Annotated in this window: 20 protein-coding genes and 1 riboswitch; of the genes, 6 read left to right on the forward strand and 14 right to left on the reverse strand. The window is 70.9% G+C overall.

Features of this window, described 5'->3' with window-relative positions:
- Positions 1-11: 11 nt before the first annotated feature.
- Positions 12-1,073 carry a PASTA domain-containing protein gene (locus AB0447_RS25560; protein WP_366479087.1) on the reverse strand — a complete coding sequence of 354 codons (1,062 nt, stop codon included), beginning with the start codon at positions 1,071-1,073 and terminating at the stop codon, positions 12-14.
- Positions 1,074-1,711: 638 nt separating this feature from the next.
- Here AB0447_RS25560 and AB0447_RS25565 point away from each other — a divergent pair.
- The gene (locus AB0447_RS25565) at positions 1,712-2,509 is read left to right on the forward strand and encodes a hypothetical protein (protein WP_366479088.1); all 798 of its coding nucleotides are present in this window, start codon (positions 1,712-1,714) and stop codon (positions 2,507-2,509) included.
- Between the two features lie 22 nt (positions 2,510-2,531).
- Here the strand turns inward: AB0447_RS25565 and AB0447_RS25570 are convergent, their stop codons facing one another.
- From AB0447_RS25570 to AB0447_RS25580, 3 genes are all read right to left on the reverse strand, one after another.
- Positions 2,532-3,350 carry a sugar nucleotide-binding protein gene (locus AB0447_RS25570; RefSeq protein ID WP_366479089.1) on the reverse strand — a complete coding sequence of 273 codons (819 nt, stop codon included), beginning with the start codon at positions 3,348-3,350 and terminating at the stop codon, positions 2,532-2,534.
- A gap of 79 nt (positions 3,351-3,429) precedes the next feature.
- Positions 3,430-5,358: a hypothetical protein gene (locus tag AB0447_RS25575; protein ID WP_366479090.1), complete on the reverse strand. Its 1,929-nt coding sequence runs from the start codon at positions 5,356-5,358 to the stop codon at positions 3,430-3,432.
- A 181-nt stretch (positions 5,359-5,539) separates the two neighbouring features.
- Positions 5,540-6,364 carry a dienelactone hydrolase family protein gene (locus AB0447_RS25580; protein ID WP_366479091.1) on the reverse strand — a complete coding sequence of 275 codons (825 nt, stop codon included), beginning with the start codon at positions 6,362-6,364 and terminating at the stop codon, positions 5,540-5,542.
- 100 nt (positions 6,365-6,464) lie between these two features.
- On the opposite strand from AB0447_RS25580, the gene AB0447_RS25585 reads away from it, so the two are divergent.
- Complete coding sequence (locus AB0447_RS25585) at positions 6,465-7,475, forward strand: helix-turn-helix domain-containing protein (protein WP_366479093.1); 1,011 nt, start codon at positions 6,465-6,467, stop codon at positions 7,473-7,475.
- A 122-nt stretch (positions 7,476-7,597) separates the two neighbouring features.
- Here AB0447_RS25585 and AB0447_RS25590 read toward each other — a convergent pair whose 3' ends face one another.
- The 7 genes from AB0447_RS25590 to AB0447_RS25620 form a co-directional block, all read right to left on the reverse strand.
- The gene (locus AB0447_RS25590; protein ID WP_366479094.1) at positions 7,598-8,881 is read right to left on the reverse strand and encodes an NAD(P)/FAD-dependent oxidoreductase; all 1,284 of its coding nucleotides are present in this window, start codon (positions 8,879-8,881) and stop codon (positions 7,598-7,600) included.
- A gap of 124 nt (positions 8,882-9,005) precedes the next feature.
- Positions 9,006-9,707 carry a hypothetical protein gene (locus AB0447_RS25595; protein ID WP_366479095.1) on the reverse strand — a complete coding sequence of 234 codons (702 nt, stop codon included), beginning with the start codon at positions 9,705-9,707 and terminating at the stop codon, positions 9,006-9,008.
- Between the two features lie 120 nt (positions 9,708-9,827).
- Positions 9,828-10,220, reverse strand: a complete 393-nt coding sequence (locus AB0447_RS25600) for a VOC family protein (RefSeq protein WP_366479097.1) — start codon at positions 10,218-10,220, stop codon at positions 9,828-9,830.
- Positions 10,221-10,499: 279 nt separating this feature from the next.
- Positions 10,500-10,670, forward strand: a riboswitch (TPP riboswitch).
- Positions 10,671-10,698: 28 nt separating this feature from the next.
- Positions 10,699-11,052 (reverse strand): hypothetical protein, encoded by a 354-nt coding sequence (locus AB0447_RS25605; protein WP_366479120.1) that lies wholly within the window; start codon positions 11,050-11,052, stop codon positions 10,699-10,701.
- 5 nt (positions 11,053-11,057) lie between these two features.
- A complete protein-coding gene (locus AB0447_RS25610; RefSeq protein WP_366479098.1) occupies positions 11,058-11,660 on the reverse strand; it encodes an RNA polymerase sigma factor in 603 nt (200 codons plus the stop codon).
- A 335-nt stretch (positions 11,661-11,995) separates the two neighbouring features.
- On the reverse strand, positions 11,996-15,373 hold the full coding sequence (locus AB0447_RS25615; protein ID WP_366479099.1) for a S8 family serine peptidase: 3,378 nt from the start codon (positions 15,371-15,373) through the stop codon (positions 11,996-11,998).
- A 454-nt stretch (positions 15,374-15,827) separates the two neighbouring features.
- Positions 15,828-16,496 (reverse strand): MerR family transcriptional regulator, encoded by a 669-nt coding sequence (locus tag AB0447_RS25620; RefSeq protein ID WP_366479100.1) that lies wholly within the window; start codon positions 16,494-16,496, stop codon positions 15,828-15,830.
- A 133-nt stretch (positions 16,497-16,629) separates the two neighbouring features.
- Here AB0447_RS25620 and AB0447_RS25625 point away from each other — a divergent pair, with 133 nt between their 5' ends.
- Positions 16,630-17,994 carry a YhgE/Pip family protein gene (locus AB0447_RS25625; protein ID WP_366479101.1) on the forward strand — a complete coding sequence of 455 codons (1,365 nt, stop codon included), beginning with the start codon at positions 16,630-16,632 and terminating at the stop codon, positions 17,992-17,994.
- A 232-nt stretch (positions 17,995-18,226) separates the two neighbouring features.
- On the opposite strand, the gene AB0447_RS25630 is transcribed toward AB0447_RS25625, so the two are convergent.
- Both AB0447_RS25630 and AB0447_RS25635 read right to left on the reverse strand, forming a co-directional pair.
- Entirely contained in the window at positions 18,227-18,523 is a 297-nt protein-coding gene (locus AB0447_RS25630; protein WP_366479102.1) for a hypothetical protein, read from the reverse strand.
- Between the two features lie 394 nt (positions 18,524-18,917).
- Entirely contained in the window at positions 18,918-19,052 is a 135-nt protein-coding gene (locus AB0447_RS25635) for a hypothetical protein (RefSeq protein WP_366479103.1), read from the reverse strand.
- Positions 19,053-19,751: 699 nt separating this feature from the next.
- On the opposite strand from AB0447_RS25635, the gene AB0447_RS25640 reads away from it, so the two are divergent.
- The 3 genes from AB0447_RS25640 to AB0447_RS25650 all read left to right on the forward strand — a co-directional run bounded on the left by AB0447_RS25640 (position 19,752) and on the right by AB0447_RS25650 (position 22,175).
- The gene (locus tag AB0447_RS25640) at positions 19,752-20,456 is read left to right on the forward strand and encodes a hypothetical protein (protein WP_366479104.1); all 705 of its coding nucleotides are present in this window, start codon (positions 19,752-19,754) and stop codon (positions 20,454-20,456) included.
- Between the two features lie 178 nt (positions 20,457-20,634).
- Positions 20,635-21,402, forward strand: a complete 768-nt coding sequence (locus AB0447_RS25645; RefSeq protein WP_366479105.1) for a hypothetical protein — start codon at positions 20,635-20,637, stop codon at positions 21,400-21,402.
- A gap of 116 nt (positions 21,403-21,518) precedes the next feature.
- Positions 21,519-22,175, forward strand: coding sequence for a hypothetical protein (locus AB0447_RS25650; protein WP_366479106.1), 657 nt, complete (start codon positions 21,519-21,521; stop codon positions 22,173-22,175).
- A gap of 150 nt (positions 22,176-22,325) precedes the next feature.
- Here the strand turns inward: AB0447_RS25650 and AB0447_RS25655 are convergent, their stop codons facing one another.
- Positions 22,326-23,438 carry an ABC transporter substrate-binding protein gene (locus tag AB0447_RS25655; RefSeq protein ID WP_366479107.1) on the reverse strand — a complete coding sequence of 371 codons (1,113 nt, stop codon included), beginning with the start codon at positions 23,436-23,438 and terminating at the stop codon, positions 22,326-22,328.
- Between the last annotated feature and the right edge of the window lie 576 nt (positions 23,439-24,014).

Below are 24,014 nucleotides of genomic sequence, written 5' to 3' on the forward strand. Positions count from 1 at the left end.
CCGGCCGGGTATCAGCACCAGCGGGTGTGCCTGCACGGGCTCCAACCGCCACTACCGGAACCGCCGGACGAACCGCCGGACGAGCCTCCGGAACCGTCCAGGCGGGGGATGCCGTTGGGAAAGGCGCTGGTGCGGTTGCGGTCACGGGGGTAGGGGTCGCGGTAGTCGGGGTCGCCGTCGTCGTCCCGGTCGGGGAGTTCGGCAGGGGTGCTGGTGCCGCGATCCCCTTCGGGGCACCCGTTCTTCTCGGCGGTCAGGCGCAGCTCGGCCCAGTGGTCGGGCTGGACCGGCGTGCCCGTGGCCGGGTCGTGCGAGCAGACTCTCCAGTCGTCGTACTCGCCTTCCTCGGGCAGGGTGTCGTTGAGGTACGCCGCCCGCGCCTGGATGTGGGTGGGACGCACACCGAGGGCGACGACGTCCGCGCGGGCCGTTCGCCACGTCTTCCACACCAGGTCGGGCATCTTCGGCCAAGGGATGGGCTCGCCGTCCTTCTTCGGGCACGGGGCGCCGTTCAACACCGCGCCGAATTCGACGGTCGGCTCCCGTCCGGTCCAGCTCGTCGCCTGGAAACAGACCGTCCACCGCGAGCGGCCGCGCACGAAACCGTCCTTCTCCGAGGCGTCGTGGCTGTTCACCTGAAAGCCGACCTGCCGGGCCTGGTCGAAGGCCGTCTCCAAAGACTGCCCCCGGAAATCGGCGAGCGGCGGCATCGAGGGCGTCGCGGAGGCCGAAGCAGTCGGGACCGCCTTCCTGCGCGGGGGGCGCGGCGCGTCGGCGGCGGCGTCCTTCGGGGGATCGGGCAGCACAGCGCCCAGCAGGGCCATGGCGGCCACCGTCGTCACGACTTTGCCGGCCTTGGGCCAGGATTTGGCCCGCCACACCGCGACCAGGGCGGCGATCAGCATGGCGCCGCCCAGCCGGGGTTCCAGCAGGCCGAGCACCGGCACCGCGGCGATCAGGGCGAACCGGGCGGTGTTCGTCCGCCACCATGGCGGCCGGCCGTCAGTGGCCGGGCCTTCGGGAGCGGGGGACGCGGGAGGGGACGGCACCGGGCCGGAATGCGGGCCAGACATGGCGGCCTCTTTCGGGTTCGTACGGTTGTGCGGGAGCAGCGTATCCGGCGACCTACGATCCGCTTCACGGCGGCTCCGGCATCCACACAACCCGCGGCGCCCAGTCCCGGATCTGCCGCTGGACCCAGCGACCGAGGTCGTCGCAAACGAAGGGCGCACCGGGCCGGATGCCGGGCAGGAGGCCGCCGACTTCGGTTTCGGCGCCGGTTGACATCTTCTCAGAACTTATGGGGAGTCAGGGCGTTTGAGGGAGGCCGGCTGGGTTAGACGCGTGGATACCGGAGCTGCCACCTGCGGGTGGGGCTTCCGGCGCGGGCCTCAGCCGCATGGCGACCTTCCCCCGGCGTCATGCGGCAGGCTCGCCCGCACGACGGGCTGCCGCCCGGATCCGTACGGAACCGGGCGGCCCCGGGTTCCCGGTCCCTCCCCGGCCGGGAACCCGGGGCCGGCCGGCGAACCCCCGACGACGGCGCTCGTACCGCCGCCCCCGGGCAACGGACCCCGACGGCAGCAGCCCGGCACACCCGCACCGCCCAGCCGCCTTCCAAGATCCGCCCCTCGACCGCACAACCGCGCGCATCTGCCGCGGGCACTCCCCCGACGGGGCCGTGTCAGACCCCAGTGCAACACTGCGCCCCATGTCTCTTGCTGATCTCACTCTCGACCAGTGGCGGTGCTTCGAGTCGACGACTGCGCAGCGCGTCGCCCATGAGGCCGCCGCCCTGGTGAATGGCCGTGTGACCGACTTCGAAACCGTCGAGCACCTGGGTGCCCCGCTGCACCGCGTCCGGATCGAGCGGGACGGGCAGGAATTCGCTCTGATACCCGGAGGCCCCGTGTCCCTGGGCTTCGACCTCGACACCTGGCAGCCGACGCCCGAGCAGACCGCCGACTACGCCGAAAGCCTGGAACAAGACTTCGGATACGGACCTGACCTGCGGGCGCACCTCGCAGAGGTGCTCAGCCCTCGCCGCAGCGTCGTCCTGGCGACCGTACTCATGGCCGTGGAGGACGAGAACCTGACCGGACCGCCTGCTGACGTGCCGGCTGCTCTCGCGGCTCGTGACCTGCGGATGCCGAGCTCCGACGAGTGGGAGCACGCCTGCGGAGCTGGAGCGGACACCCTTTTCCGGTGGGGCAACGACTGCCCACTCGACCGCATCCCCTACGGAGACCACACCGGCCCGCAGAACCAGCTCAACGCCTTTGGCCTGCGCATCGCCTACGACACGTACCGCGCGGAGCTGACGAGCGAAACCACTGCGGTCCACGGCGGCGACGGTGGCGAGTCGGTGTGCGGCGGCTACGGCCACATGCTGGCGTGGCTGCCGCTGGCCACTGCCAACCGCAATCCCTCGATGGTCGAGTTCGTCTACGGCCCGGACGGAGAGGACCTCTGCCAGGACTTTTCCACCCGGCCCGTGCTCACCTTGTGAGCCATAGTCAGCCGCCGCGGCCTCAACGAAGGAACTCGCGAGCGCCGCGAAGCCTGGTCCGCAACCGCCGCTGCGTTGCAGAGCTGTCGAGGCGTACATCGAGGGGCCCGGGCAGCGAGGTGTCGGCTCGTCGCCCGGCGGGCAGGCGCGCGGCGTCGAGCCCTTGGCGCCGGGCGATGAGCACACCGAGGTCGTAACGGCTCAGGGCGTCCGACCCCGCGAGGTGGAACACACCGGCCGCGTCGGACAGCCCGATTTCCCACAAGCCGGCGGCCAGGTCTTCGACATGCACCGGGCAGCGGATGTCGTCGGTGAACAAGACCCCGTCGCGGGTGCCGTGCACCAAGGCGTGCACCATGCGCTCATGCCCGGATCGGCCGTGTCCGATGATCAGCGAGGTGCGGGCCACGACACCGCCCGGCACCAGGTGCCGCACCGCTGTCTCGGCGGCAGCCTTCGCGGCGCCGTATGGGGTGACCGGATCGGGCAGGCACCTCTCGTCGTAGCGGACGCGCGCACCGGAGAAGACAGCGTCGCTGGAGACATGCAGCAGGCGGCAGCCCTGCTCAACGGCGGCCAGCGCCACACGGACCGCGCCGTCGGCGGTGACCTCCCAGTCGGACTGACCGCTCGACGCGTTGACCACGACCGACGGGGCCACGTCGGCAATCACCCTGGCGACACGCACGGGGTCCCGGACGTCGAGTGGATGCCAGGCGACGCCCAAGGCCGTGCCGGGCCGGGAGGCGAACGTCGCGGCCGTCTCGTGCCCCGCCGCGGTGGCCTGCCGGATCAGTTCCGCGCCCAGGAAACCACTGCCCCCGATGATCAGAACCGTCATGGACCGACACGGTAGCGAACGCAGAAACGAGTTTGCGTCGATTGGCTCCACGGCCCGGAAAACGGCCTGGGCCTGACTCTCACTCCCCGGTCAGGAGGTCCTCGATCGTGCCGCGCTCCGGGTGGCGCGGGTCGCGGCCCGCCAGCCGTCGGTACAGTCGCTGCCAGGCCGCGTCGTCCGTCACCGGCAGGTGCCGGTGGATCAGGGCGGTCAGCTTCTCCACCGCTTCCCCGATCTGCACAGGAGCGTCCGGTCGGCACCGGGCGTCGCCGAGGTGGCGCAGCACGCACGGGCCCTGACCCACTCGCCGCAGAAGGTCGTCGGGGGTGATGAGGCCCTTCGTGAGCAGGTCTTCGAGTCGTCCGGTCGGCTTGTCGCGGTCGGCGCTGTAGCCCAGCCCGGCGCGCAGCGTGTCCTTGTCCGCGATCCAGTTCTCCGCGTAGGTGCGGTGGCGGCGGTAGTCGCGGCGTATCGCGTCGATGTTGCGGGCCGCGACGTGGGGCGGTGTGCCGGGTCGGTTCAGCATCTGGGGCCAGTACCGGAACGGCTCGCGGGTGTGCTCGGCTTCCAGGTGGTTCCAGTCGGCGTTCGGGAAGAGCTCCATCAACCGGTCGGCGGCAGTTGCGCCGGCCTGCGGGCCGAGGCGGCGCAGGCGCGAGGCGAGCTTCTGCGTGGTCAGCTCCTTCTCCGCCCGGGCGCGCAGGGCCGCGAGCGGGTCGGCGGCGGTCAGCGCCTTCTCGCAGATGCGGGTGACCGCCGGGCTCACGCGGCCGGTGGTGAGCAGTGCCGACAGGCGGGCCGGGCCCGCGTGCCGCAGCAGGTTGAGGCAGCCCGTCAGTTGCTCCGGCATTTTGAACTTCGACCGGTGGGTGCTGGCGAACGCCGCTTCGATGAGCTCCGGTTCGATGGCGTGGAGGCAGTCGGGGAGCGCGTTCCACGGGATGCGGTCGACGTGCGGTGCGAGCGGCACCGACGGGTCGGTGAGGGCTGCGCGGCGCTCCTCGGAACAGATGTAGAAGTGGAGGTCCAGGACGGCGAGGTGGATCTCCGGATCGCCGTACTCCAGGAGCCGTAGCGCGGTGCCCGGGGTCAGGTCGATACCGCGGGCGATCACCAGCAGGGCTTCACGGTTCCGGCTGCGCAGGAGGTGCTCCAGGACTGTTCCGGGTGTCCCGTGGCGCAGTGCGACGACGTACTGCGCCAGCAGTGTGGCCGTACCGGCCGGCAGTTCAGGTATCAGGGCGTCCAGGACATCGGTGTCGCACCGCCGCAGCACCTCACCCGTCGGCCACCACCACCGGGTGCGGAACAGCTGATCCTCGACCTTCCGGCTCGTCGGTGCGCGATCGGGCAACAGCCGGGAGGGGGCGGCTGCCGCCGTGTCCTGGGACCGCCGCACCAGCGCCGGCCAGCTGAGCAGCCCGTCCGGGCCTGCGCTGTCGGGCCGGCAGAGGGCGTCAACGGTGGTGAGCAGCTTGAGCCAGGCGGTCGGGTCCGTCCCCAGTGAGGTCGTCAGGTGACCGCGCAGTTCCCGTTCGAAGGTGTGGCGCGCCTGCTTGTGGTCGAAACGTATGCGCACCGGCATCGTCCACCGCGCCGGGTACGCCTCGACGATGTCCTCGGCCCTGAGCGTCCCGGTCTCGTAGGCCGCCCACAGTCTGCCGAGTTGGGCCGAGAGGCGGTCAGGGGTGGGTTCGCCGGCCGTCAGGTCGTGCCGCAGCCGCTCCAGTGCCTCGGCCCCGTCGAGCGGAGGCATCGGGTGGGGGGCACCTCCGTCCGTGGGCAGGTCGAAGCGGCGCCACGCCTCGGCCAGCCACTCGGGGCGGCCGACCGACCGGGGGTACCGGTCCGGATGCGTACGCCCCAGAAAGCGCACGACCTCGGCGTCGGCGGGCAGCGGAGGGTCGCCCCCTCCCTGTTCGGCCGCCAGGCGACGCAAAAGGTCAACGGCGGCCACCGCCGCACGGTGGACTTCTTCGTACGGTGCGTCGTACGGAGGGGCTTCCATCAAGTGCCTTTCCCCATGGTTGTTCTCGTGATCGAGAACAGTGGACCACGGCGGTCTGACAGCGCGACGGCCGGACCGGACGGGTCGGGTGCCGGCCTGCTCGCCACGCGGCAGTTCGGGACCCGCTGAGGGACGGCGAGGTGCCCACCGAGTGGACCGCGGTGGCCGGCGCGCCAAGGGCCTATTCCGGCCGCGTCCCGAGCCGCTCGGCCAGGAAGGCGATGATCTCGTTCCGGGCCTGCACGGTGGGGTGACCTTCCTGGTCGACGAGGTGTGCCGTGACCACGCTGTGGGCGCAGCCGACGACGTCACGGAAGAAGGGCGGAGGGTTCGGGTTCGCCGTGTCGGCGCTGAGTACGCGGCCGTCGAATGCGTCCCCGAGCAGCGCCCGGTAGGCCGCGAACCGCTGGCCGGTGCACCACCTGTCGTTCTCGAAGCGGTACGCGAGAACCTTCAATCCGTCCCGCGCAACGCGTTCCGCCACGGCAGCCGCGTCTTCGTCGCCGATCTCCAAGCCGCCGGGGTCGTCGAGCGGCAGCGACGGATGGTTGACCACCGGTGCGATGACAGCCGGTTCGAGCGCCATGGTCAAGGCGAAGTTGCCGGTGAAACAGAGACCGACGGCGCCGACGCCGGGCCCGCCACGCTCGGCGTGCGCCAGGCGGGCGAGGCCGCGCAGCCATGTGACGACGGGGCTGGTGCCGCCACCGGCGAACGCTCGGAACTCGGCGCTGACGCAGGCGCGTCGGACGATGGTCTCGCGTGCTTCGGCGAGCGGATAGGCGCCGTCTACTCCGAAGAGAGACGGCAGGTACACGGAGAAGCCGGCATCACGCACCCAACGCGCGAACCGCGCGACGTCGGGGCTGATACCCGGCATCTCGGGCATGAGGATGACTGCCGGACCCGACCCGGCGACGTACACGGTCTTGTCGACGTCATCGATGCTCACGGCTCTGCGTGAGAAGTCGTCCAAGGGGTCGCTCTTGCCTCGCATGGTGGTCATGACCGCGATGATGACAAGTGGCCGGGCCTCCCCAGAAGCGGCGGCATCGCCACGTATCCCGGTAATATCGCCACCCGTCCAAAGGCGCCGGAGGGGCCGCATGAGTCCGCTGCGAGTGGGTGTGCTGGCCTACCCCGGCTGCTTCGCGTCGGAGGTGTTCGGAGTTCCCGACCTCCTGGCAATGGCAACTCACGTCGCTGCGGCCCAAGGGGCGGTTCAGCCGGCGTACGAGGCGTCGATCGTCTCGCCCCGGCGGCGTGTGATCGCGTCCGGCGGCTCGGTCCTCGACGTCTCGGCGGTTCGCCCGGTAGACGTCCTGATCGTGCCGGGCTTCGAGCTGTCACCCACGCTCGATCTCGACGCGACCCTCGCAGACCTGGGACCGGAAGTGGCGTCGATCCGATCGCAGGCGGCCTCGGGGGCCGCTGTCGTATCGATCTGCGTGGGCGCCTTCCTGGTCGCTGAAGCCGGGCTGCTCGGCGGGCGCGAAGCGACCACGTCCTGGTTGTTCGCGGATCGTTTCGCCCGCCGGTACGCCGACGTGCGCCTGCGCCCGGAGAGCTTGGTCGTGACCGACCGGGGGGTGACGACCACGGCGGCCTTCAGTGCCATGTACGACTTCGCGCTGCAGTTCATCCGCGAGCACGACGGACCCCGCGTCGCTCGGAGCACCGCGCGTATCGCGCTCGTCGACGACGCACGCTCCACGCAGGCTCCCTATGTCGACTCGGCGCTCATACCCACTGTGGGCAGGGAGTTCGCGCTCAGTGTCAAGCGGTGGCTCGATCAGAACCTCAAGTCCCGCTATGATCTGCCTGCCCTCGCCCAGGAGTTCCACGTCAGTACGAGAACCATGCTCCGCCGCTTCGGCGACGAAGCCGGCGAGACGCCGCTGGCGTACCTCCAGTCGGTTCGGATACGTCGAGCCAGGCATCTGCTGGAGACGACCGACAGGACCGTCGCAAGCATCGCTGCCGACGTCGGCTACCGCGATCCTGGGGCGTTCAGCGCCCTCTTTGCCAGGCACACGGGCCGGCGGCCGAGGGAGTACCGCGCGGTGTTCCATCGTCGCTGCGACCGCCACGGGCCAACCCGACGAGCGGAGACGTAAGACCGGCCCGCGACGGCAACAGGCCCCCCCTCGAGGCGTGAGCCAAGCGCAGACCTCCGCAGGCTTCCCCAGGCCCACAGCCCTTCCCCCTGCGCACCCGGAACTGTCGGGAGCAGCGCCGGTCATGACCCCGGGTGGGACGGGTGCGGGGGTGGTGCGGTCGCCCCGCGGTGCTTGATGTTGACGGCCGAAGCCTTGGCCAGTGCCACGGGGTTCAAGAATCGCAGCGGACCGATCAGGCGGGATGCGAACAGGTGCATGTGCCGCGCCACCGATTCATCGCGCGCCGCCGCCGAGAACATCAGCCGTTCCATGGGATTGAACGGGCGGGCCTTGGCGAAGTCGGCGGCCAGGTACTGGTGACCGCGCAGCCGGCGCCGGTGTGTGCGTGCGTACACCACGAGCGACCTGTCGAGGTCGCCCCGACCGGTTGCGGCCGAGGCGACCGCCTCTGCCAACCAATGCGCGGACTGCAGGGCCCATCCGCATCCCACTCCCCACAGGGGGTCGCCGGTCAGGGCGGCGTCGCCGATGAGCGCGACGCCCGGTGCGGTCGGCTTGCGGCTGTGAAGCGGGTAGTTGACAGTGCCGGTGATCTTCGTGATGCGCTCGGCGGAATCGATGGGCGGTGCCTCGGGCAGGGAGCGGACGAATTCGAAGAAGCTGCCCTCCAGGTCTTCCCGGAAGGCCGGCAGTCGTTCCTTGTCCGGGAGCACCGCCATGACCGTCACTCCGTCGTCGTTGGGAAACGCGTACGCCATGTCGGGTTCGAGGAACCAGGCGTGACTGATCCCGCCGTGCAGCGGAAGGTTGCGGAAGTGCGCGAGATAGCCGAAGCGCGCGTTCTCGTACAGGCGAGCAGGCATCCCGGCGAGCTTCGCCACGGCCGAGTCCTTGCCGTCGGCGCCGACCACCAGACGGGCCCGTATTTCGCGCTCGCCCTGTGGTGTCGACGCGCGCACCCCCGAGGTTCGCCCGGCTTCCCGGACCAGCCCGGTCACATGGTGACCGAGGAGCAGATCGACGCCGGGGGTCTCCGCCGCATGGGACCTGATCAACGGGTCGAAAGTGCTGCGCCGAACGTTGTACGCGTACGGCAGCTCGGGGCCCGCCGGCGCGGCCCTCGGCTCGATCCATCCCCAGCGGGTGTACCAGCGGGCCGCGTTGCGGACGGCTCCCGCCTTCTCGAGAGCGGGGATGAGGCCGAGTTCGTCCAGCACCGGGTAGGCGTTGGCCGTGAGGGAGTGGGTGCACAGCGCCTTGTACGCTTCGGGGTCCGAGCGGCGTTCCAGCAGTGCGACGCGGACACCGCGTCGAGCCAGCAGGATCGCCGCGGCGCTGCCGGCGAGGCCGGCTCCGCTGATGACGACGTCGTAGTCGTGTTCCGCGCTCTCGGGCTTGGTCATGCCCTGATCGCTCCCCTCGGGGTGTGGTGCCGTTCGAGGGAGTGGTGCAGTGCCCCACTGCTGTCAGGTACATGAGGGGTTGTCAAGTGTTGAGGACCCGATTCGGGTGCTCACCTCGGACGCACTATTCCGAATCCCGGGGAACGGCGGCGAACACCGGGCCGCCGACGGCCCGCTCCAGGCGGTACCGCCTGAGCGCCCGGTCGAAGCGTGCCCTGCTCCCCGGCAGGACTCCGCGGAGGTCGGCGATCAGCGCACCGTCCGGCACCCGCGCGGCGAGCCCGGCGACCACCGGGTCCGTGCCGGGGCAGCCCCGGAGCTCGGCCGCGGAATACAACGGCAGCTCGGGGCCGTCCGACTGCAGGAGGTCCCAGAAATCATCGGCGTACGGTTGGACGCCATCCTCAAAGCCCGTCTCGTCGACCAGGTCCTCCGCCGTCCCGATCAGCCGGTCGAGCCAGTGCGGCAGCGAATCGGCCTCCACGAAGAGTCCACCCTCGCGGTACTGCATCAGCACCTGGCCCCACCGGCCGTCGGCCTCGATGTCGACCCAGGTCACACCGCCGCCGCCATCGTCGGTGACCAGCCAGCGGGGGTGGGGAATACCGTGGTCCAGAGCCTGGCGGGGGTGGCCGGTCAACACGAACTCCACCGGCGGCACCGCGAACCCGCCCAGTCGGCCCAGCAGTTCGCGAGCCGGGGGCGGGACCGGAACGGGCCAACGGTCGAAGTCGGCGGTCGTCGCACCGGGTTGTACCGCGACGTCGAACGGAACTCGGGCAGCCAACGCCCGCAATCGCTTCACGAGGGCGTCACCGGAGATCATCCGGCCACGCTACCGGACCAGCGCCCAGAGCCTCCGGCGTCATGCCTACGCCGGAGGCGAGTTCCAGGGCGAGGGTTCGGTCGCCGCTGCGGCCGGGCCTTGCACCCGGCCCAGCGCCGCCTACTGCGGCTGTGTCGCGATCTGGATCAGGTTGCCGCAGGTGTCGTCGAAGACAGCGGTGGTGACGGGGCCCATCTCCCGGGGCTCCTGGGTGAAGCGGACGCCGAGGCCGCGCAGGCGCTCGTACTCCGCCTGCACGTCCTCGACGGCGAACTGCGCGAGCGGGATCCCGTCCTCGACGAGCGTGTCGCGGTAGGTCTTGGCGACCGGGTGGCCGGCCGGCTCCAGGAGGAGTTCGGTGCCGCCGGGCTCGTCGGGCGAGACGACGGTCAGCCACCGGTCCTTCTCGCCCAGCGGGACGTCGTGCTTCTTCACGAAGCCGAGGATCTCGGTGTAGAAGCGCAGGGCCTTGGCCTGGTCGTCGACGAAGACACTGGTCAGATGGATCTTCATGGGGCGCCATTCTCCGGTCCGGATGCGTCGGCCTCGAGCCATCGGAACTTTAGCGGCCCTCCCCTGGTCTCGACGATCCCGGCGGCCTTCGGCACCGCGGGGTATCGGGAGACCCGCCGGCTCCGCCGAAGGGCTGCAGGTCGGGCATGGCGATCCCTGCTGGTCGGGGACCAGCAGGGGGCAAGGCGATCACGAGCGAAAAATTCTAGAGAAATCTAGAGAAATATAGACAGAACAGGTTTTATCCTCCCTGGCCCGGCAATGCTCAAGGTAGACCTACGAAGCGAGCGAGGGAGCTCGACCGAAGTAGCCGACTGGGGCGGAAGCAGGTAGTCCGCCGTGGCCGACGTCAACGGTAGGGCTGAGAGGCCGGAAGGTCGGAAGACCCGAAGGCGACCTCCACCACCTGAACCGGACAATGCCGGCGCAGGGAGCCCGTTTCGTAGGTCGTCTCATGTTCGGCCCCGCAATCAGGGGCCTACCGGGGCGCGGGGCCAGACCTCGCCCGCGTGACGGTGCAGACACCGTCCGCGCACTGGCGCTCCAGGCGGCCCCGGGAGATGGTCTGCGCCAGGCCGACCATCCAGCAGGTCGGGCAGCCACGGAAGGCGATCAGGGCCAACGGGGCGGCCAGCAGCGTGGCCGGACCGGCGAGGGGCACCAAGGCGATCGAGCCGATGATCAGCCCGAAGCCGATGGCGCCGCGCGCCAGGTGGCGCGGGACGGACTTGCTGGCGAAGTTCTTCTTTTCGGGCGCCGCGGACGGCGGGGTGGCCCGTGCCTTCGCGCCGTCTGCGGGCTTCACGGTGGTCACAGTGGTCACAGTGGTCACAGTGGTCACGGTTGTGCGCCTCCTCCGACTGGTGGTTGGTCGATGGTTCGATCGGGTGCCTGGTCGGTCACTGTCAGCGAGTGACGCAGTGCTGCGCGTGCTCTGTGCAGCCGCGATTTCATCGCGGCACTGCTCAGGCCGAGGGAACGGGCGACGGTCGTGCCGGGCAGGCCCTGTACGTCCCGCATGATCAGCACCTGCCGCTGGTCACGAGGCAGGGCACTGACCGCAGCCGCGATCCGCTCCGCCTCCAGCCTGTGCAGCACCGCGTCCTCGGCGGACGGTTCCGCGGACGCCTCCGGTTCGGCCGGCGTCTCCTCGCTCCGCGAGACGAGGAGCCGTACCTGCCGGAGGCATTCGTTGCGCACGATCCGGAACATCCAAGAGGCCAGCGCGCCGGTGGCCCGCAAGGTGCCGATCTTCCTGTAGAGGATGATCAGCGCCTCCTGCGCCGCGTCCTCCGCGTCCTGCGGCGAGGCGCACAGCGATATGGCGAACTTGCGTACATGGGGCTGGGATTCCATGACGACGGTGGTGAGCGAAGTGACGTCGCCGTCCTGAGCGGCCTTGATCAGCCGCTCGTCCGGCCAGGGGAAGCGTTGGTTCATGTGCTGCTCATATCCGGAAGAGGCCTCACGCGGCCGCTGTCAGCTTCGGCCCTTGTAGCGCCGCATCAGGTGCCAGCTGCACGCGCCCACGAGCAGGGCTCCGATCGCTACGAGGCTGATGACCATCATTGGTGTTTCCTCCCGGTTCTGCCGGCACGCTCGGCCGGTACACGGATAAGAGGCGGGGAGGTGCCGAAAGGATTCACCTCCGGCCGAAGTTCTTCTTTGCATCCCTACTACGTCGCGGAGCGCGCCTATGCGGTCGTCCCCTTCGATGGTGAAGCGGCACGGCCCCGGAGGCGATTGCCTCCGGGGCCGTGCCGGGCGGGGACCGGTCAGTCGGTGAGGTACGCACGGAGGACGGTGACCTCGGACTTGTTGCCCGCGGTGTCGACCACCGTGCCGCGCAGCGAGACGTGGCCGCCGGCGGGCGGGTTCTGCACGGTGACCGAGCCGTCCCGGACCGGCAGGGTCTTCCAGGTGTAGCCGTCGTCGTAGGAGACGGACACCGTCAGGGACTTCAGGCCCTTGCCGGCCGCCGGGCCCTGGACGGTGACCGGGACGCGGAGCGGGTGGCCTCCGTTGACGGTGCCTTCCGGGCGGATGTCCGGGTTGAACCGGACGACCGAGGCCGGGAGCAGGGTCGGGGCCCCGGCTTGGGTGGTGCCGGAGCGGAACCACCAGGTCGCGGTCACCTTGGACGAGGTGCGGGTGACGGACTGGGGCTGGGTGGACGAGGCCACCATCTTGTAGGAGGCCTCGCCGGACGGGACGGCGAAGCGCTCGGCATCGCGGAGTTCGGCGTTCTGGGTGCCGACGACGACCCCGTTGCGGTAGAGCACGGTCTTGCCCTTGGCGAGGAGGTTCGCGCCGTTGTGTCCGGCGCCGTCCGCGAGCAGCGGCAGCGTGCCCCAGACCCGGTCGCCCTCCCGGTAGAGGCCGAGTCCGGCCGCGGCGTCCGTGCGCGGGCCGACGACGGCGGTGCCGAAGCGCTCCTGGTGGGTGCGGCCGCCCCGGTAGGCGCGCGGGCCGTCACCGACGTAGGTGATCTCCTCGTTCTGGGTGCCGTCCTCGTTCACGGCGTACTGGGTCGCGGACAGGTCCCACTTGGCGCCGTCGACCGCGGACAGGCGCCACTTCACGCCGTTCGGCACGGTCCCCCAGGAGAACGTGGCGTTCTCGGTGCCGCCCCCCGGGAGGCGGCCGACGGCCCGTACGGCGCCTTCCTTGCCGCCGGCCGAGCCGCCGTGGCTCACCAGCACGGTGGCCAGGTCGGCGTCCTTCAGGTGCCGGGTGTAGCCGGTGGTCAGGTGGGCGACCGGGCCGCCGAGCGCGGCGTGGTACCCGCCGTCGTCGTCCAGCCAGTTCGTGTGCCACTGCTGGAACAGGCCGGTGCCGGCGGCCGGCGCGGGCCCCTGGCTGCGGGTGCGCAGGTTGGCGTAGGAGCTCAGCCACCAGCCGAAGCCGTAGGTGGTGTCACCGGTCCGCACTTCATAGCCGGGGGCGACGGACTCCTGGACGGCGGTGGGCGAGGGCACCGTGACGGACACCGGCTTGGCGGTGCGCGCGTCGATGGTGACCGTGGTGTTCCGGGTGACGTCGAGGCGGGGCTGGGAGATCCAGTCGAGTCCCGACTCGAAGTCCTGGGGGTTGACGACGACGCGGGAGTCGAGCAGGTAGCGGCCCTTGGGAAGGCGGACGGTCTCGGTCCGGGAGTTCTCGTGGTTCTCGAACTGCTTGCCGGTGGCCGGTCCGGTCAGGCCGTACATGCTGGTGTAGTAGGTGGCGGCCTTCTTGCCGTCCCGGCCGATGTGGCGGAGGGTCAGCGTGTACGACTCGACCTCGCGCTCGGCGACGATGGCCGTACGGACGGTCTGTCCGGCCGCGGTCGCCAGCGCGTGTCCGGTGTACCGGCCGTTCACGGAGCCGCCGAGTCGGGTGTCCAGCGTGAGGTCGACCGTGGCGGTGCGGCCGGCGGGGACGGTGAGACGGGGCTTGGCGAAGGCGAGGAATCCGGCCGGGGCGGGCTTGCCGTCGGGGCCGGTGGCGGTGACGGACAGGTTCAGGGTGACCGGGGTGGTGCCCAGGTTGCGGTAGGTCACCTTGCGGGTCTCGGGGGTGTCGTCCTCGTGCGGCCACTGCTGACCGGCGAAGGTCAGCGAGAGGGGTTCGGCGACCACCGAATGGCCGAGCGCGTTGTCGACCGCGATCCGGCCGCTGCCCTGCTGGAAGGGGCTGTACCGGCCGGGCTCGGCGGAGCCGATGAGGGCCCCCTTGAGCTGGGCGCCGGTCCACTTGGGGTGCTTCTGCTTGAGCAGGGCGGCGGCGCCGGCGGCGTGCGGGGTGGCCATGGAGGTGCCTGAGATGGTCAGGTAGCCGGCCGGGTTCTGGCCGTACCGGCCCACCAGGACGCTGCCGACGGCGGCGGCCGCGGTGGTGTCCACGCCCGGGGCGGTGACGTCGGGCTTGATGGCGCCGTCGCCGAGGCGGGGGCCGGTGCCGGAGAAGTCGGCGACGGCGTCCGCGTCGTTCACGGCTCCCACCGTGAGGGCGGCGTCGGCGCTGGCCGGGGAGTCGATGGTGCCGGGTCCGGCGCGCCCGTCGTTGCCCGCGGCGACGGCGAAGAGCACGCCCTTGTCGGCGGAGAGCTTGTTGACAGCCGCTTCGAGCGGGTCGGTCTCCGGCCAGTCCGGGCCGCCGAAGCTGAGGTTGACGACCTGGGCGCCCTGGGCGACGGCCCACTCGATGCCGGCGAGGATGCCGGAGTCGTCGCCGAACCCGGAGTCGTCGAGGACCTTGCCGTTGAGCAGCTTGGCGCCCGGTGCGACGCCCTTGAAGGTGCCGCCCGACTTGGCGCCCGTACCGGCGGCGATGGAGGCGACGTGGGTGCCGTGGCCGTAACGGTCCTTGGTGCTGCCGGAACCGGAGAAGTCCTGTGCGGCGACGACCTGTCCGGCGAGGTCGGGGTGGCCGGTGTCGATGCCGGTGTCGAGTACGGCGATCTTCACGCCGGTGCCGTCGTAGCCGGCGGCCCAGGCCTTGTCGGCGCCGATCTGCCGGGTGCTCTTGTCGAGGCGCGCGGTACGGATGCCGTCGAGCCAGACGCCGGCGATGCCGGAGGCGGTGGCGCGGCGGGTGGTGCCGGCCTGCCGGTCGGTGAGGGCATCCCAGAGCGTGGCGGCCTTCGCCGGGGTCGCGGTGACGGCCTCCGCGTTGAGCAGGGCGTACGTACGGTCGACGCCGAGGCCGCCGGCGGAGCGCAGGGCGGACTTGGCGGCCGGGGCCGCGCCGCCCTCGTAGCGGACGATCAGCTGGAGCCGGTCGCCGCGGGCCTTGCGGTACTCGGGCCGGGCGAGCTCGGTGAGGTCGAAGAGCCGGGGGTCGAGCCGCCCGGAACCGATCAGGTGCTGGGCGTCGAGCGGGACGAGGCTGGTGCGGCCGTTGTCGCGGCGCACCGAGACGGGTATCTTCTCGCGGCCCTTGGCCGGGACGAAGGCGACCGGGCGGCTCTGGGCGTCCACGGTGACCCGGTCACCGGTGATCAGGGTGAGGTGGGTGAACCCTTGTCGGGCGGGCTGGTGGCGCTGTCGGTCGTCGGAGGGGCCGGGTGGGGGCGCGGCCGCGACGGGTGTGGTCAGGCCCGCCGCGAGCGCGATGGCGGCAACGGCCGCCAAGGCGGCCGCCCCCGTCCGCCGATTGCGAAATGTGCGCACGTCAATTCCCCCTGAAAGACAAGCGATTGCCCGCGGGACGGATGTGGCACCGCGGAGCCCGCAGTATCACCCGGGATTTGACGGCCGTTCAATGACGAGACTGCAACAAGTCACCGCCCCCCGGTGGCGCCCCCTGATCACCCTCTGCTGCCGGATCTCCGCCCGCCCCTTCTGGGCACCCGGCGCACGCAGACCGCAGGCAGGGCGCAGGCAGGCGCACGCAGGCCGCACGCGCCGAGCCGTCTCTGCAGGCCTCGCGCAGGGCGCTGGGAGGGCGCTGCCGCGCGGGCGGCGACCCGCAGAACAGAACACGGTTTATGGCCGGCCTCGAATTCCAGGCCATCCGGGCTGGGTGGAAATTGACCGGACGGGAGTGACGTGTGTGAAATCGGCTCGAAGAATGGGGCAGCGGCCGCCGCGGTCCGTCGTACGAGCGCTACCGGGCGTACGAGCGCTACCCGGCCGCTGCGGACTGGTCGCCGCCGGCGACTCGGCGCCGGACCTGGTCCTCCTGGGCGAGACGCCGCAGCAGCTCGAACACGGGGGCGCAGATCGCGAAGACGATCACCGCGCGCTCGGCCAGAGCCACCGGGTCGTCGAGGCCGGCCGCGCGCTCCAGGTCCAGCCGGGCCACCGACTCGGCCAGCCTCGCATAGGCGGCGAGCTCGCCCGGGGCGTACTGCGCGTCCAGCCCCCGCAACTCCTTCAACGCCGCCGTCAGCCCTTTCACGTGCGGTGACGTGCCGGGCGCCTGCCAGTCCAAGGAGGCGAGCAGCTCCGCCACCTCGGCCGCGGCGGTCGCGTCGGCCTCGGCTTCCTCCTCGTGGCCTGCGGCGCGCTGGGCCGTCACCGGCACCGGAAGGGCGTAGCTGACCGCTCCGAGGGCGCCCTCGGACGTTCGCGCCTGGTCGATGGCCCCGAGTACGTCACGGGTGGCGGCGATGGACAGGCCGCCGAGCGTGGTCAGTGCCTTGATCAGCCGCAGCCGCTGCGCGTGCTCCTCCCCGTACTCGGCCAGGGTCGCGGCGGTCGCCCGCCCTGCGGGCAGCAGCCCCTGCCGCAGGAAGTACTTGATGCTGGCGACCGGGACGCCGGTCCGCCGGCTGAGCTCCGAGATCTTCATACGGCTTCCCTGCTGGTCACACGGTGCGTATCCGTCATCGGCGATTGGACACCACAACAAGATACTGCCACTATCCAGTGGCTGGATACCTCAAGTATCCAGCCACTGGAAACGCCGCCGCACCGGAGAATCGATGCCTCACCCCACGCCCCGCTCCGTGCTCCGCCGACCCCAGCTGTGGATCGGAACGGGACTCATCGCCGCAGTCGTCTCGATGTTGTTCGCCCTGCTCTACGTCGGTGGCAACGTCAACCCCAAGGGCAACCTGCGCGACCTGCCCGTGGCCCTGGTCAACAGCGACAGCGGCGCCGACGCGGGCGGCCGCCGCGTCAACCTGGGTGAGCAGGTCGTCTCGGGGATCCAGAAGGCCGCCAAGGGCGACAAGAGCATCGACTGGCAGGTCGTCAGCCGCGAGGAGGCCGACAAGCGGCTGGGCCGGGGCAAGGTCTTCGGCGCCCTCGTCATACCCGAGGACTTCTCCGCCACGGTGACCGGGCTCACGGCCCCGCAGCCCGCGCCCCAGGGCCAGGCCGCCCCGCCGACCCTGACCGTGCTGACCAACCAGGCCGCCGGCAGCATCGGCTCCTCCATGTCCTCCCAGGCGGCCCAGAAGGCCGCCCACGCCGCCTCCGCCCAGCTCGGACAGGAGCTCCTCAAGCAGGCCGGCTCCCAGAAGACCCGGCTCCCGACGGCTGCCCAGCTCAAGCTGGCCGACCCGGTGACCGTGAACGTCGCCGACGGCCACCCCGTCGGTTCCCGCAGCGCCATGGGCCTGAGCGCGTTCTACTACGCCCTGGTCCTGGTCGTCTGCGGCATGCTCGGCGCCAACGTGGTCAACTCCCAGGTCGACACCGCGCTCGGCTACCTGCACACCGATTTCGGCCCCTTCCGCAAGCGCGAACCCGTGCAGCACACCAGCCGCGTCCGAACCCTGGCCATCGGCATGGCGCTCATGCTCGGCCTGTCACTGGTCATGGGCACCCTGGTCGAGGTCGCCACGGTCGGCATCCTCGACATGGACGCCTCCCACCTCGGCCTGCTGTGGCTCTACTCGGTCGCCACCATCGCGGTCGTCGGCATCGGCAGCCTGGCTCTGTTCGCCGCCTTCGGCACCCCCGGCATGCTGCTGGCCACGATCATCTTCATCGCGATGGCCGTCCCCTCCTCCGGCGCCACCGTGCCCGTCCAGGCGCTGCCCGGGTTCTTCCGCGCCCTCGCCGAGTTCGAGCCGCTGCGCCAGATCACCGAGGGGCTGCGTTCCCTGCTCTACTACGGAGCCCAGGCCGACGCGGGCCTGACCCGGGCGTGGGCGGCGATGGGTGTCGCCCTTGCCGCCGCGCTGGTCTTCGGCTTCGCCGTCACCCGCCTCTACGACCACCGGGGACTGCACCGCATCCCCCGCCCTGACGCGGAAACCGGGGCCGCGGTCCCCGCCGAGACCCCTGAGTCCCAGGAGTCACCGGAGTCCCCCAAGGCCTCAGCGCCCGCCCCGGCCTGAGACCCTCAGTCGGTCTTACCGACCCGTCTACGAGAACGCGCTCACTCGTGTCCTCCACCTCGCCGAGGACCCCCTCACCGCCCCGCCTCCGTCCGACCTGGCCGGCAGGACGTGACCACGGTCCGCACGATGCGTCCCTCGCCGAAGCCGGAAGCGGCACTGACGGCACGCTCGCCATCCAGGGCCGTGCTGTCAGGGGGTGTCAGGATCACACTTCGGGTCAGCCCGTGCTCTACCGGTCCTGGATGTCGCAGTCGGTGTAGACCGTCGGCCTGGTCATCAGCGCCGAGAGCTCCTGAGCCAGCTCGTTGGTCTCGGCCGCTTTGCTGTTGGCCATGGCCACCTCGTAGGACTCGAACTCGACCACGGCGAGATAGCGGTTGGGGTTGGCCCGGTCCTTGAGCAGCGTGCGGGCCTCGGGGGTACCGGTTCGGCCCTCCGAGCGGGCCCGTTCCTCGTAGGCGCGCAGAAGTTCGCGCACCTCGTCGATGCGCTCAGTCTCGAAATCGATGATCTGGGCGAACTTCATGATTCCGGGTTCCTCCTGGCGCATGGCGGCCCCGCGGGTGGGGTCCTCGCTGCTCCCAGCAAACACCGCCACGGGCGGTGGCCCCGGCTCACACGCTCGCAGGCGCGGGGATTCCACGAGTTTGGCGGGTGGGCTCGGACCGAGCGGCAGCCGACGTAGCCGACGTAGCCGAACCGATCTGGGACATCCGGCTCGGCGCCTGAGGGCCGATCAGGCAGAACGCGTCAGCCTCGAGCCAAGGGCCTCTCGCAGGGGCTGACCGCCCGGAGGAATCAGTCCAACCCGAGGCGGTTCGGGGCCGTGACCGTCGGCTCCGGTTCCGGCAGACCCAGTAGTCCCTGCTCCTCGGCCAATCGTTTCCCCAGCTGGGCCACCAAGCCCCGGTCTATGTTTCTCACTCGTACCGGGTCGCCACCGCCGGGGCGGGCGACCAGTCCCCCACGCTCTCGTCGGCACCACCACAGGACTCCACCCCCGAGCGGATCAGCCAGTCCGTGCCGCCACCGGGCTCCCGATACCGCCCACACATGCACCTCCCCAGTCCGCGGACATCGCCCCGCCAGCCACATCCCCTCCGCCAGGCCGGCCTGACTCGGCAACCTAACCGCCGCACACGCGACCCAGGGGCTCCGGCCCAACGCCCTTTCCATCCCCAGGCGGCTCCTTCTGGAGGCACCCGCAGCCAGGAAGAACACCACCACGGACAGCGGCATCCAGTTCCGCAGCGAGTAGGCCCCGGTGAGCGGACCGGCACAGGCAACGAGGAGAAACAGGCAGCCTGCCCTGGTCAGGAGCCGGGTCCGCCTGCGGAAGCGCGCCATCGTCGCGCGTGTCTCCACCGCATCCAGCGCCACCCGCACACCGACCCCCATCACCGACCCCCGAGGTAAGCGTCAGCACCACATCGGTACCCCTGCCAGTGGCCAAGTCACCCACAACAACCCGCCGAACAGCAAGAACGGAGCGCCACCCCGGCAACGCCCGGAAGCGGAGTGGCGCGAGGGCTCGGCGGCCAGGCCGGCGATTCGGGGGCAGGCCGGTGCTCCGGGCGGCGGCAGGCCGGTGGCTTGGTACGCCGGCCATCGCGGAGGCGGCGAGGCTGCCCGACGACTGCACGGTGGCCGGCGCCCGGACGCGGTGCCGCGCAGGTCTCTCGGCGGTTTGCCTCCGTGGAGCTGCGGGCGGCGCTAGCGTGGACACGACGAGCACCCGGGTAGGGGGAGGGGCCGTGGCGACGACAGTCGTAGGTTTCCGGATGGGCTGCGACGAACGCGCCCGCCAGATCACCGTGCTGGTCTCGCACTCGGGAGTGCTCTACCGGTCCCACGGCCCGTACGGGAAACCCCCCACCCTGGCGAGACCGGAACTCTCACCCCCGCTGTACAGCCCCCTGCCCACGTCCCGGGGCGAACACCCCCTGGCCAGGCCGGTCGTGTCGCTGCGGAACTACCACGCCCAGTGTCTGGCCCAGGGCTACACCCGGATCCTGATTCCGCCCGGTGTCGCCGTCCTCGACGTCGACGAGCGGCTGCAGGTCCCGGTCGTACCGCCGAATCGGCCCCGGGAGCTGACCGAGGCGTTCGTCGGGGCGGCCCCGGCCGCGGGGCAGTCCCTGGAAGAGGCCATCCGTGCCTTCCGGGCAGCCCTCGGCCTCCCCAACCGACCGCTACCCCTGCCGGGTCGGCAGGCACGCGGCCCGCTGCCACCCCGCGCCCGGTCCCTGGCCCGTGCGCTGGCCCACGGGCGTACCATCTCCTCCGCTCCCTCACGGGCAATCGGATGGACGGTCAACGGCGAAGGCCTCCGCCTCCACGTCGGCCACACCAGCGAAACCCTCGACCGAGACGCAGCCACCCAACTGAACGCCGCGCTCACCGCCTGGCTGGCATTCACCCAACCCAACCCCTCAGTAGGACGAGACGAACCCCGCTGAGTGGTCGAGGTGGAAGGGCGAGCCGGGAATCTCGGCCGTCCAGCCGGAGGCCCGAGCGGCGCATTCGATACCCGAGGCCCGAGCAGGCCCCACCCGCATGACCCCGGGCCCGGATCGGGTAGGGTCGCAATCTTCGGACGGCGGGAGCCGCCCGGAGTCCCCAGAGGCAGCACCGAACATGACGAACCTCGACGACACCCGCGTACAGGTGCGGCTCGATCGCGCGCTGGAGCAGCTGTCCGCCGCCTTCCGCGGGATGACCGCCCGCGCCGACGAGGCCCAGTGCAAGTGCCACTGGGGCAGCGAGGAGGAGCTCGCGCAGCTCAAGGTCCCGGACACCGAACTCGACGCAGACCTTCTGTACCGGACCTGGAGCGCCGGCGACTGGACGGACCACGGCGCAATGCTGCGCCGCATCCTCCCGCAGCTTGCCGCCTCGCTGGCCGACGGCCTCGTGGAGCTCCGGTGCTACGAACTCCACGATGTGGGGCGCGTCTTCATCAGGGCCGGCTGGCAGCAGTGGCCCGCGCACCAGAGCGCAGCCGTACGGGAGTTCCTGCAGGCCTGGTGGGCCCACATCCTCACCAGCTCGGAACCCGCCTACCCCGCCCATGACGTGCTCGCGTTCTGCGCGGAGGCCTCAGCCGAACTCGGCCCCTGGCTCGCCGTATGGGAGGAACTCGACCACACGGCCGCCGACCGACACCTGGCCGAACTGGCGTACCACTGGGAGGCGGATCTCCTGATGGACCAGCTCCCCTGGAACCCGTGGGACGACGACGAAGAGGCCCTGTGCGCCGAGCTCCAGACCTGGCTCGCACGCCACGCTCCCACTCGGCTGCACTCCCGCAACGCCACCCCGGATGCACTGCACTGCGTACGGCTCCTCGGACTCACAGGCCCGGCCCGCTGGGATGACCCCTACTGGCCGGCCCGTTACACCTAGAGACGGCCGTGTGGGGCGCTGAGCCGGACCGCGCGTCCGGCGCGGAGCGGCGTGCCGGTCCGGTCCTGAGTACGCGTACTCATGTGCAGCGGGAGGCTTGGCGCGAGGGTGTGCGCATGACGCGAATTCCTGCCCTGAGCAGCATAGTTGCCCGCTCCCCGCGCCGCCCGCGGCTCGCCCTCGCGGTAACGGCCCTCGCCGCTCTGGCGCTCGCCGGCTGCGGCACCGAGAAGACAGATGCGCCCGGATCGCACAGCAAGCCCGCCGATGCCGTGAGCGCTGCCCAGCGCACCGACGCGCCGGCCGTTTCCGGTCAGCAGGCTGCCTTCACCGCGATGTGGAACAAGGTTGCGCAGTCGTGCACCTCGGACGCCCCGCCGGGGGCGACGCTGCCGACGGCGCTGCCGAACGACGATCCCGCGACCGAGGCCCTCGAAGGACCCCGCGTCCCCACCGCGGGGCCCGAGGTGGAGTTGGGCGCTCGCGACTGGTGCGCCAGTGCCCTCCATGAAGAGCGCATCGCCCAGGCGCTCTGGAATCTGACAGACCCCACCCCCGCCAAGGTCGGGAAGATCCTGAACGACCTCGGCTACATCGACGAACGCATCCACGACCTCAAGCAGTCCGGCGCGACCACGCGGTTCTTCCTCGACCTGCGAGTCAACGGCGGCCGGCTGTGCCTGGAGGGCTCGGCGGCCGGTGAGGGGACCATCGTCGAGACATGCGTGGCCCCCGAGACCGGGCCGTTCGCACCGAGCGTGCGGAAGCAGTGACGTTCCTCAGCACCGGCGACGCGGTCCGACTCCACCAGTGTTCCGTCGAGGAACACCTGGGGCAGGTCGGCGCGTCGGCAGCGTCCAGGACCTCGTGCAGGTCAGGGTTCAAGTTCGGACGGAACCGGGCAGCCGGAGCTCCGTCCTCTCTCAGCCGGCATGGAGGATCCGGAAGCGATCGGGGTCCGCCGGATCTCGATCGACGACTTGGATCGGCGTCCCGGCCCATTGCCACACGCTGATGCCTGGCGTGCGGGAGAACCGGATCTGCCCGCGGGTGCCTTCGACTGCGACGCGCGGCCAGGATTCGGCAGTGCGCGCCCGGTCCGCGCCGTGAGAGCGCAGCAGATCGGCGAGGACGGCGACCGTGTCGTAGCCCTCGAAGGCGACGAAGGAGGGCGCTTCGCCCAGCCGCTCGCGGAGGGCCGTCTCGACTCGTGCACCGAGTGGGGTGAGGCGCTGCGGCAGGTAGCGCAAGAACGGGATCGCGGCGCCGTCGTCGCCCAGCAACATCGCCCATTCGGCGAACTCCGGTTGCCCGGCCGGAGCACCGATCACGGTCTCGGCGAGGCGCCGGTCGCGGCGGACGGACTTGACGATCGGCACGGCCGGCTCCGGGTGGCCGACCAGAAGGAGCAGGGCCGTCGCGCGATTGTCGACGAGTACGTCGCACACGGCCGTGGGGGTGAGCGCGCTCATGTCGAGTTCGATGACGGTGCCGCCGCGTGGAGCGAGGTAGTCCCGCAGAATGCGGGTCCCGGATGCCCAGTAGACACTCGGCTGGACTGCTACGGCGATTCGGCTGTGGCCCGCGTTGAGGAGGAAGTCCGCGTAGGCCTGCCAGCCGCGGGACTGCGGCGGAGAGAGGCGGGCTACCCATTCCGTCGGCTGTTCGGTGAGCGCGTCGAGAACCGCCGACGAGCAGAGGAACGGCAGGCCGAGGGCGTCGGCCCTGGCAGCAGCGGCGCGAGCGACGACGCTGTGGTACTCCCCCGCCACTGCGGCCACGCCCAGGCGAGCCAATTCGTCCACGGCCGCCACGGCCCTCTGTGGATCAGCCGCGGTGTCTCGGACCACCAGCTCGAGTGGTCTCCCGACGATCCCGCCGGCGTCATTGACTTCGCGAACGGCCAGCTCGAGTCCAGCGAGCAAGTGTTGGCCTGCCTCGACCCAGCCAGGCCGAGTCAGCGGAACGAGAGCGCCGATCCGGACGGATGATCCGTCAGTTCGTTCCGCTGCGAGTGACGTTGGTGTCGTATTCATGCGTTGGCGTCTCCCGAGTGACGATCGGTTGCAGTGGCCCGGATCGCGGAGTGAGCGTCAGTGGCGCCGAGAGTAGCCGAGCCGAGAATGGCCGACTTCGGCGCCCCGTCCCCGCCCCCGTGGCCGTCAGCCGTCCCACGCGCCGCCGAGGTTGCTCGGGCCGGTCCTCCGCCGTCCACGACATGGCCGCAGCCGCCGCCATCAGCCGACAGCACGAAGGCCCCGAGACTGACTCGGGGCCTTCGTGTACTTCGCTGACCTACAGTTTCAACGACTGCGGGAGGCGGGCGTCACGCCCATTTGTGCGGCACGGTGACGGCGTGCGCGGCTGGTGGCAGGTTTGGCCGATCCCCGACCGGCTCCTTAGGCCGAACTGTTGATGGCGGGGCCGAGGCGCTCAAGAAATTGCGAATGTCATCCGATATGACCGAAGAGGCTCGAACTCACAGCCGGAGCACCTCGTTCCGGTGGCAAATCCTGTCGCAGAGGAGCGTTGTATGAGTCGTGGGCACAGGACCGGCTCGCCGCTCGGTCCCGTCTCCCGAAGCCGAACCCGGGTGACGGGAGGCGTTCTGG

The sequence above is a fragment of the Streptomyces sp. NPDC051211 genome (assembly GCF_040689505.1).
In the GTDB taxonomy this organism is placed as follows: Bacteria; Actinomycetota; Actinomycetes; order Streptomycetales; family Streptomycetaceae; genus Streptomyces.

What these genes read in the sequence shown, in the direction of transcription:
- AB0447_RS25560 (WP_366479087.1), bottom strand. Translation starts at nt 1,073, where the DNA reads ATGTCTGGCCCGCATTCCGGCCCGGTGCCGTCCCCTCCCGCGTCCCCC.
- AB0447_RS25565 (WP_366479088.1), top strand. Translation starts at nt 1,712, where the DNA reads ATGTCTCTTGCTGATCTCACTCTCGACCAGTGGCGGTGCTTCGAGTCG.
- AB0447_RS25570 (WP_366479089.1), bottom strand. Translation starts at nt 3,350, where the DNA reads ATGACGGTTCTGATCATCGGGGGCAGTGGTTTCCTGGGCGCGGAACTG.
- AB0447_RS25575 (WP_366479090.1), bottom strand. Translation starts at nt 5,358, where the DNA reads ATGGAAGCCCCTCCGTACGACGCACCGTACGAAGAAGTCCACCGTGCG.
- AB0447_RS25580 (WP_366479091.1), bottom strand. Translation starts at nt 6,364, where the DNA reads ATGACCACCATGCGAGGCAAGAGCGACCCCTTGGACGACTTCTCACGC.
- AB0447_RS25585 (WP_366479093.1), top strand. Translation starts at nt 6,465, where the DNA reads ATGAGTCCGCTGCGAGTGGGTGTGCTGGCCTACCCCGGCTGCTTCGCG.
- AB0447_RS25590 (WP_366479094.1), bottom strand. Translation starts at nt 8,881, where the DNA reads ATGACCAAGCCCGAGAGCGCGGAACACGACTACGACGTCGTCATCAGC.
- AB0447_RS25595 (WP_366479095.1), bottom strand. Translation starts at nt 9,707, where the DNA reads ATGATCTCCGGTGACGCCCTCGTGAAGCGATTGCGGGCGTTGGCTGCC.
- AB0447_RS25600 (WP_366479097.1), bottom strand. Translation starts at nt 10,220, where the DNA reads ATGAAGATCCATCTGACCAGTGTCTTCGTCGACGACCAGGCCAAGGCC.
- AB0447_RS25610 (WP_366479098.1), bottom strand. Translation starts at nt 11,660, where the DNA reads ATGAACCAACGCTTCCCCTGGCCGGACGAGCGGCTGATCAAGGCCGCT.
- AB0447_RS25620 (WP_366479100.1), bottom strand. Translation starts at nt 16,496, where the DNA reads ATGAAGATCTCGGAGCTCAGCCGGCGGACCGGCGTCCCGGTCGCCAGC.
- AB0447_RS25625 (WP_366479101.1), top strand. Translation starts at nt 16,630, where the DNA reads ATGCCTCACCCCACGCCCCGCTCCGTGCTCCGCCGACCCCAGCTGTGG.
- AB0447_RS25630 (WP_366479102.1), bottom strand. Translation starts at nt 18,523, where the DNA reads ATGAAGTTCGCCCAGATCATCGATTTCGAGACTGAGCGCATCGACGAG.
- AB0447_RS25635 (WP_366479103.1), bottom strand. Translation starts at nt 19,052, where the DNA reads ATGTGTGGGCGGTATCGGGAGCCCGGTGGCGGCACGGACTGGCTGATC.
- AB0447_RS25645 (WP_366479105.1), top strand. Translation starts at nt 20,635, where the DNA reads ATGACGAACCTCGACGACACCCGCGTACAGGTGCGGCTCGATCGCGCG.
- AB0447_RS25650 (WP_366479106.1), top strand. Translation starts at nt 21,519, where the DNA reads ATGACGCGAATTCCTGCCCTGAGCAGCATAGTTGCCCGCTCCCCGCGC.
- AB0447_RS25655 (WP_366479107.1), bottom strand. Translation starts at nt 23,438, where the DNA reads ATGAATACGACACCAACGTCACTCGCAGCGGAACGAACTGACGGATCA.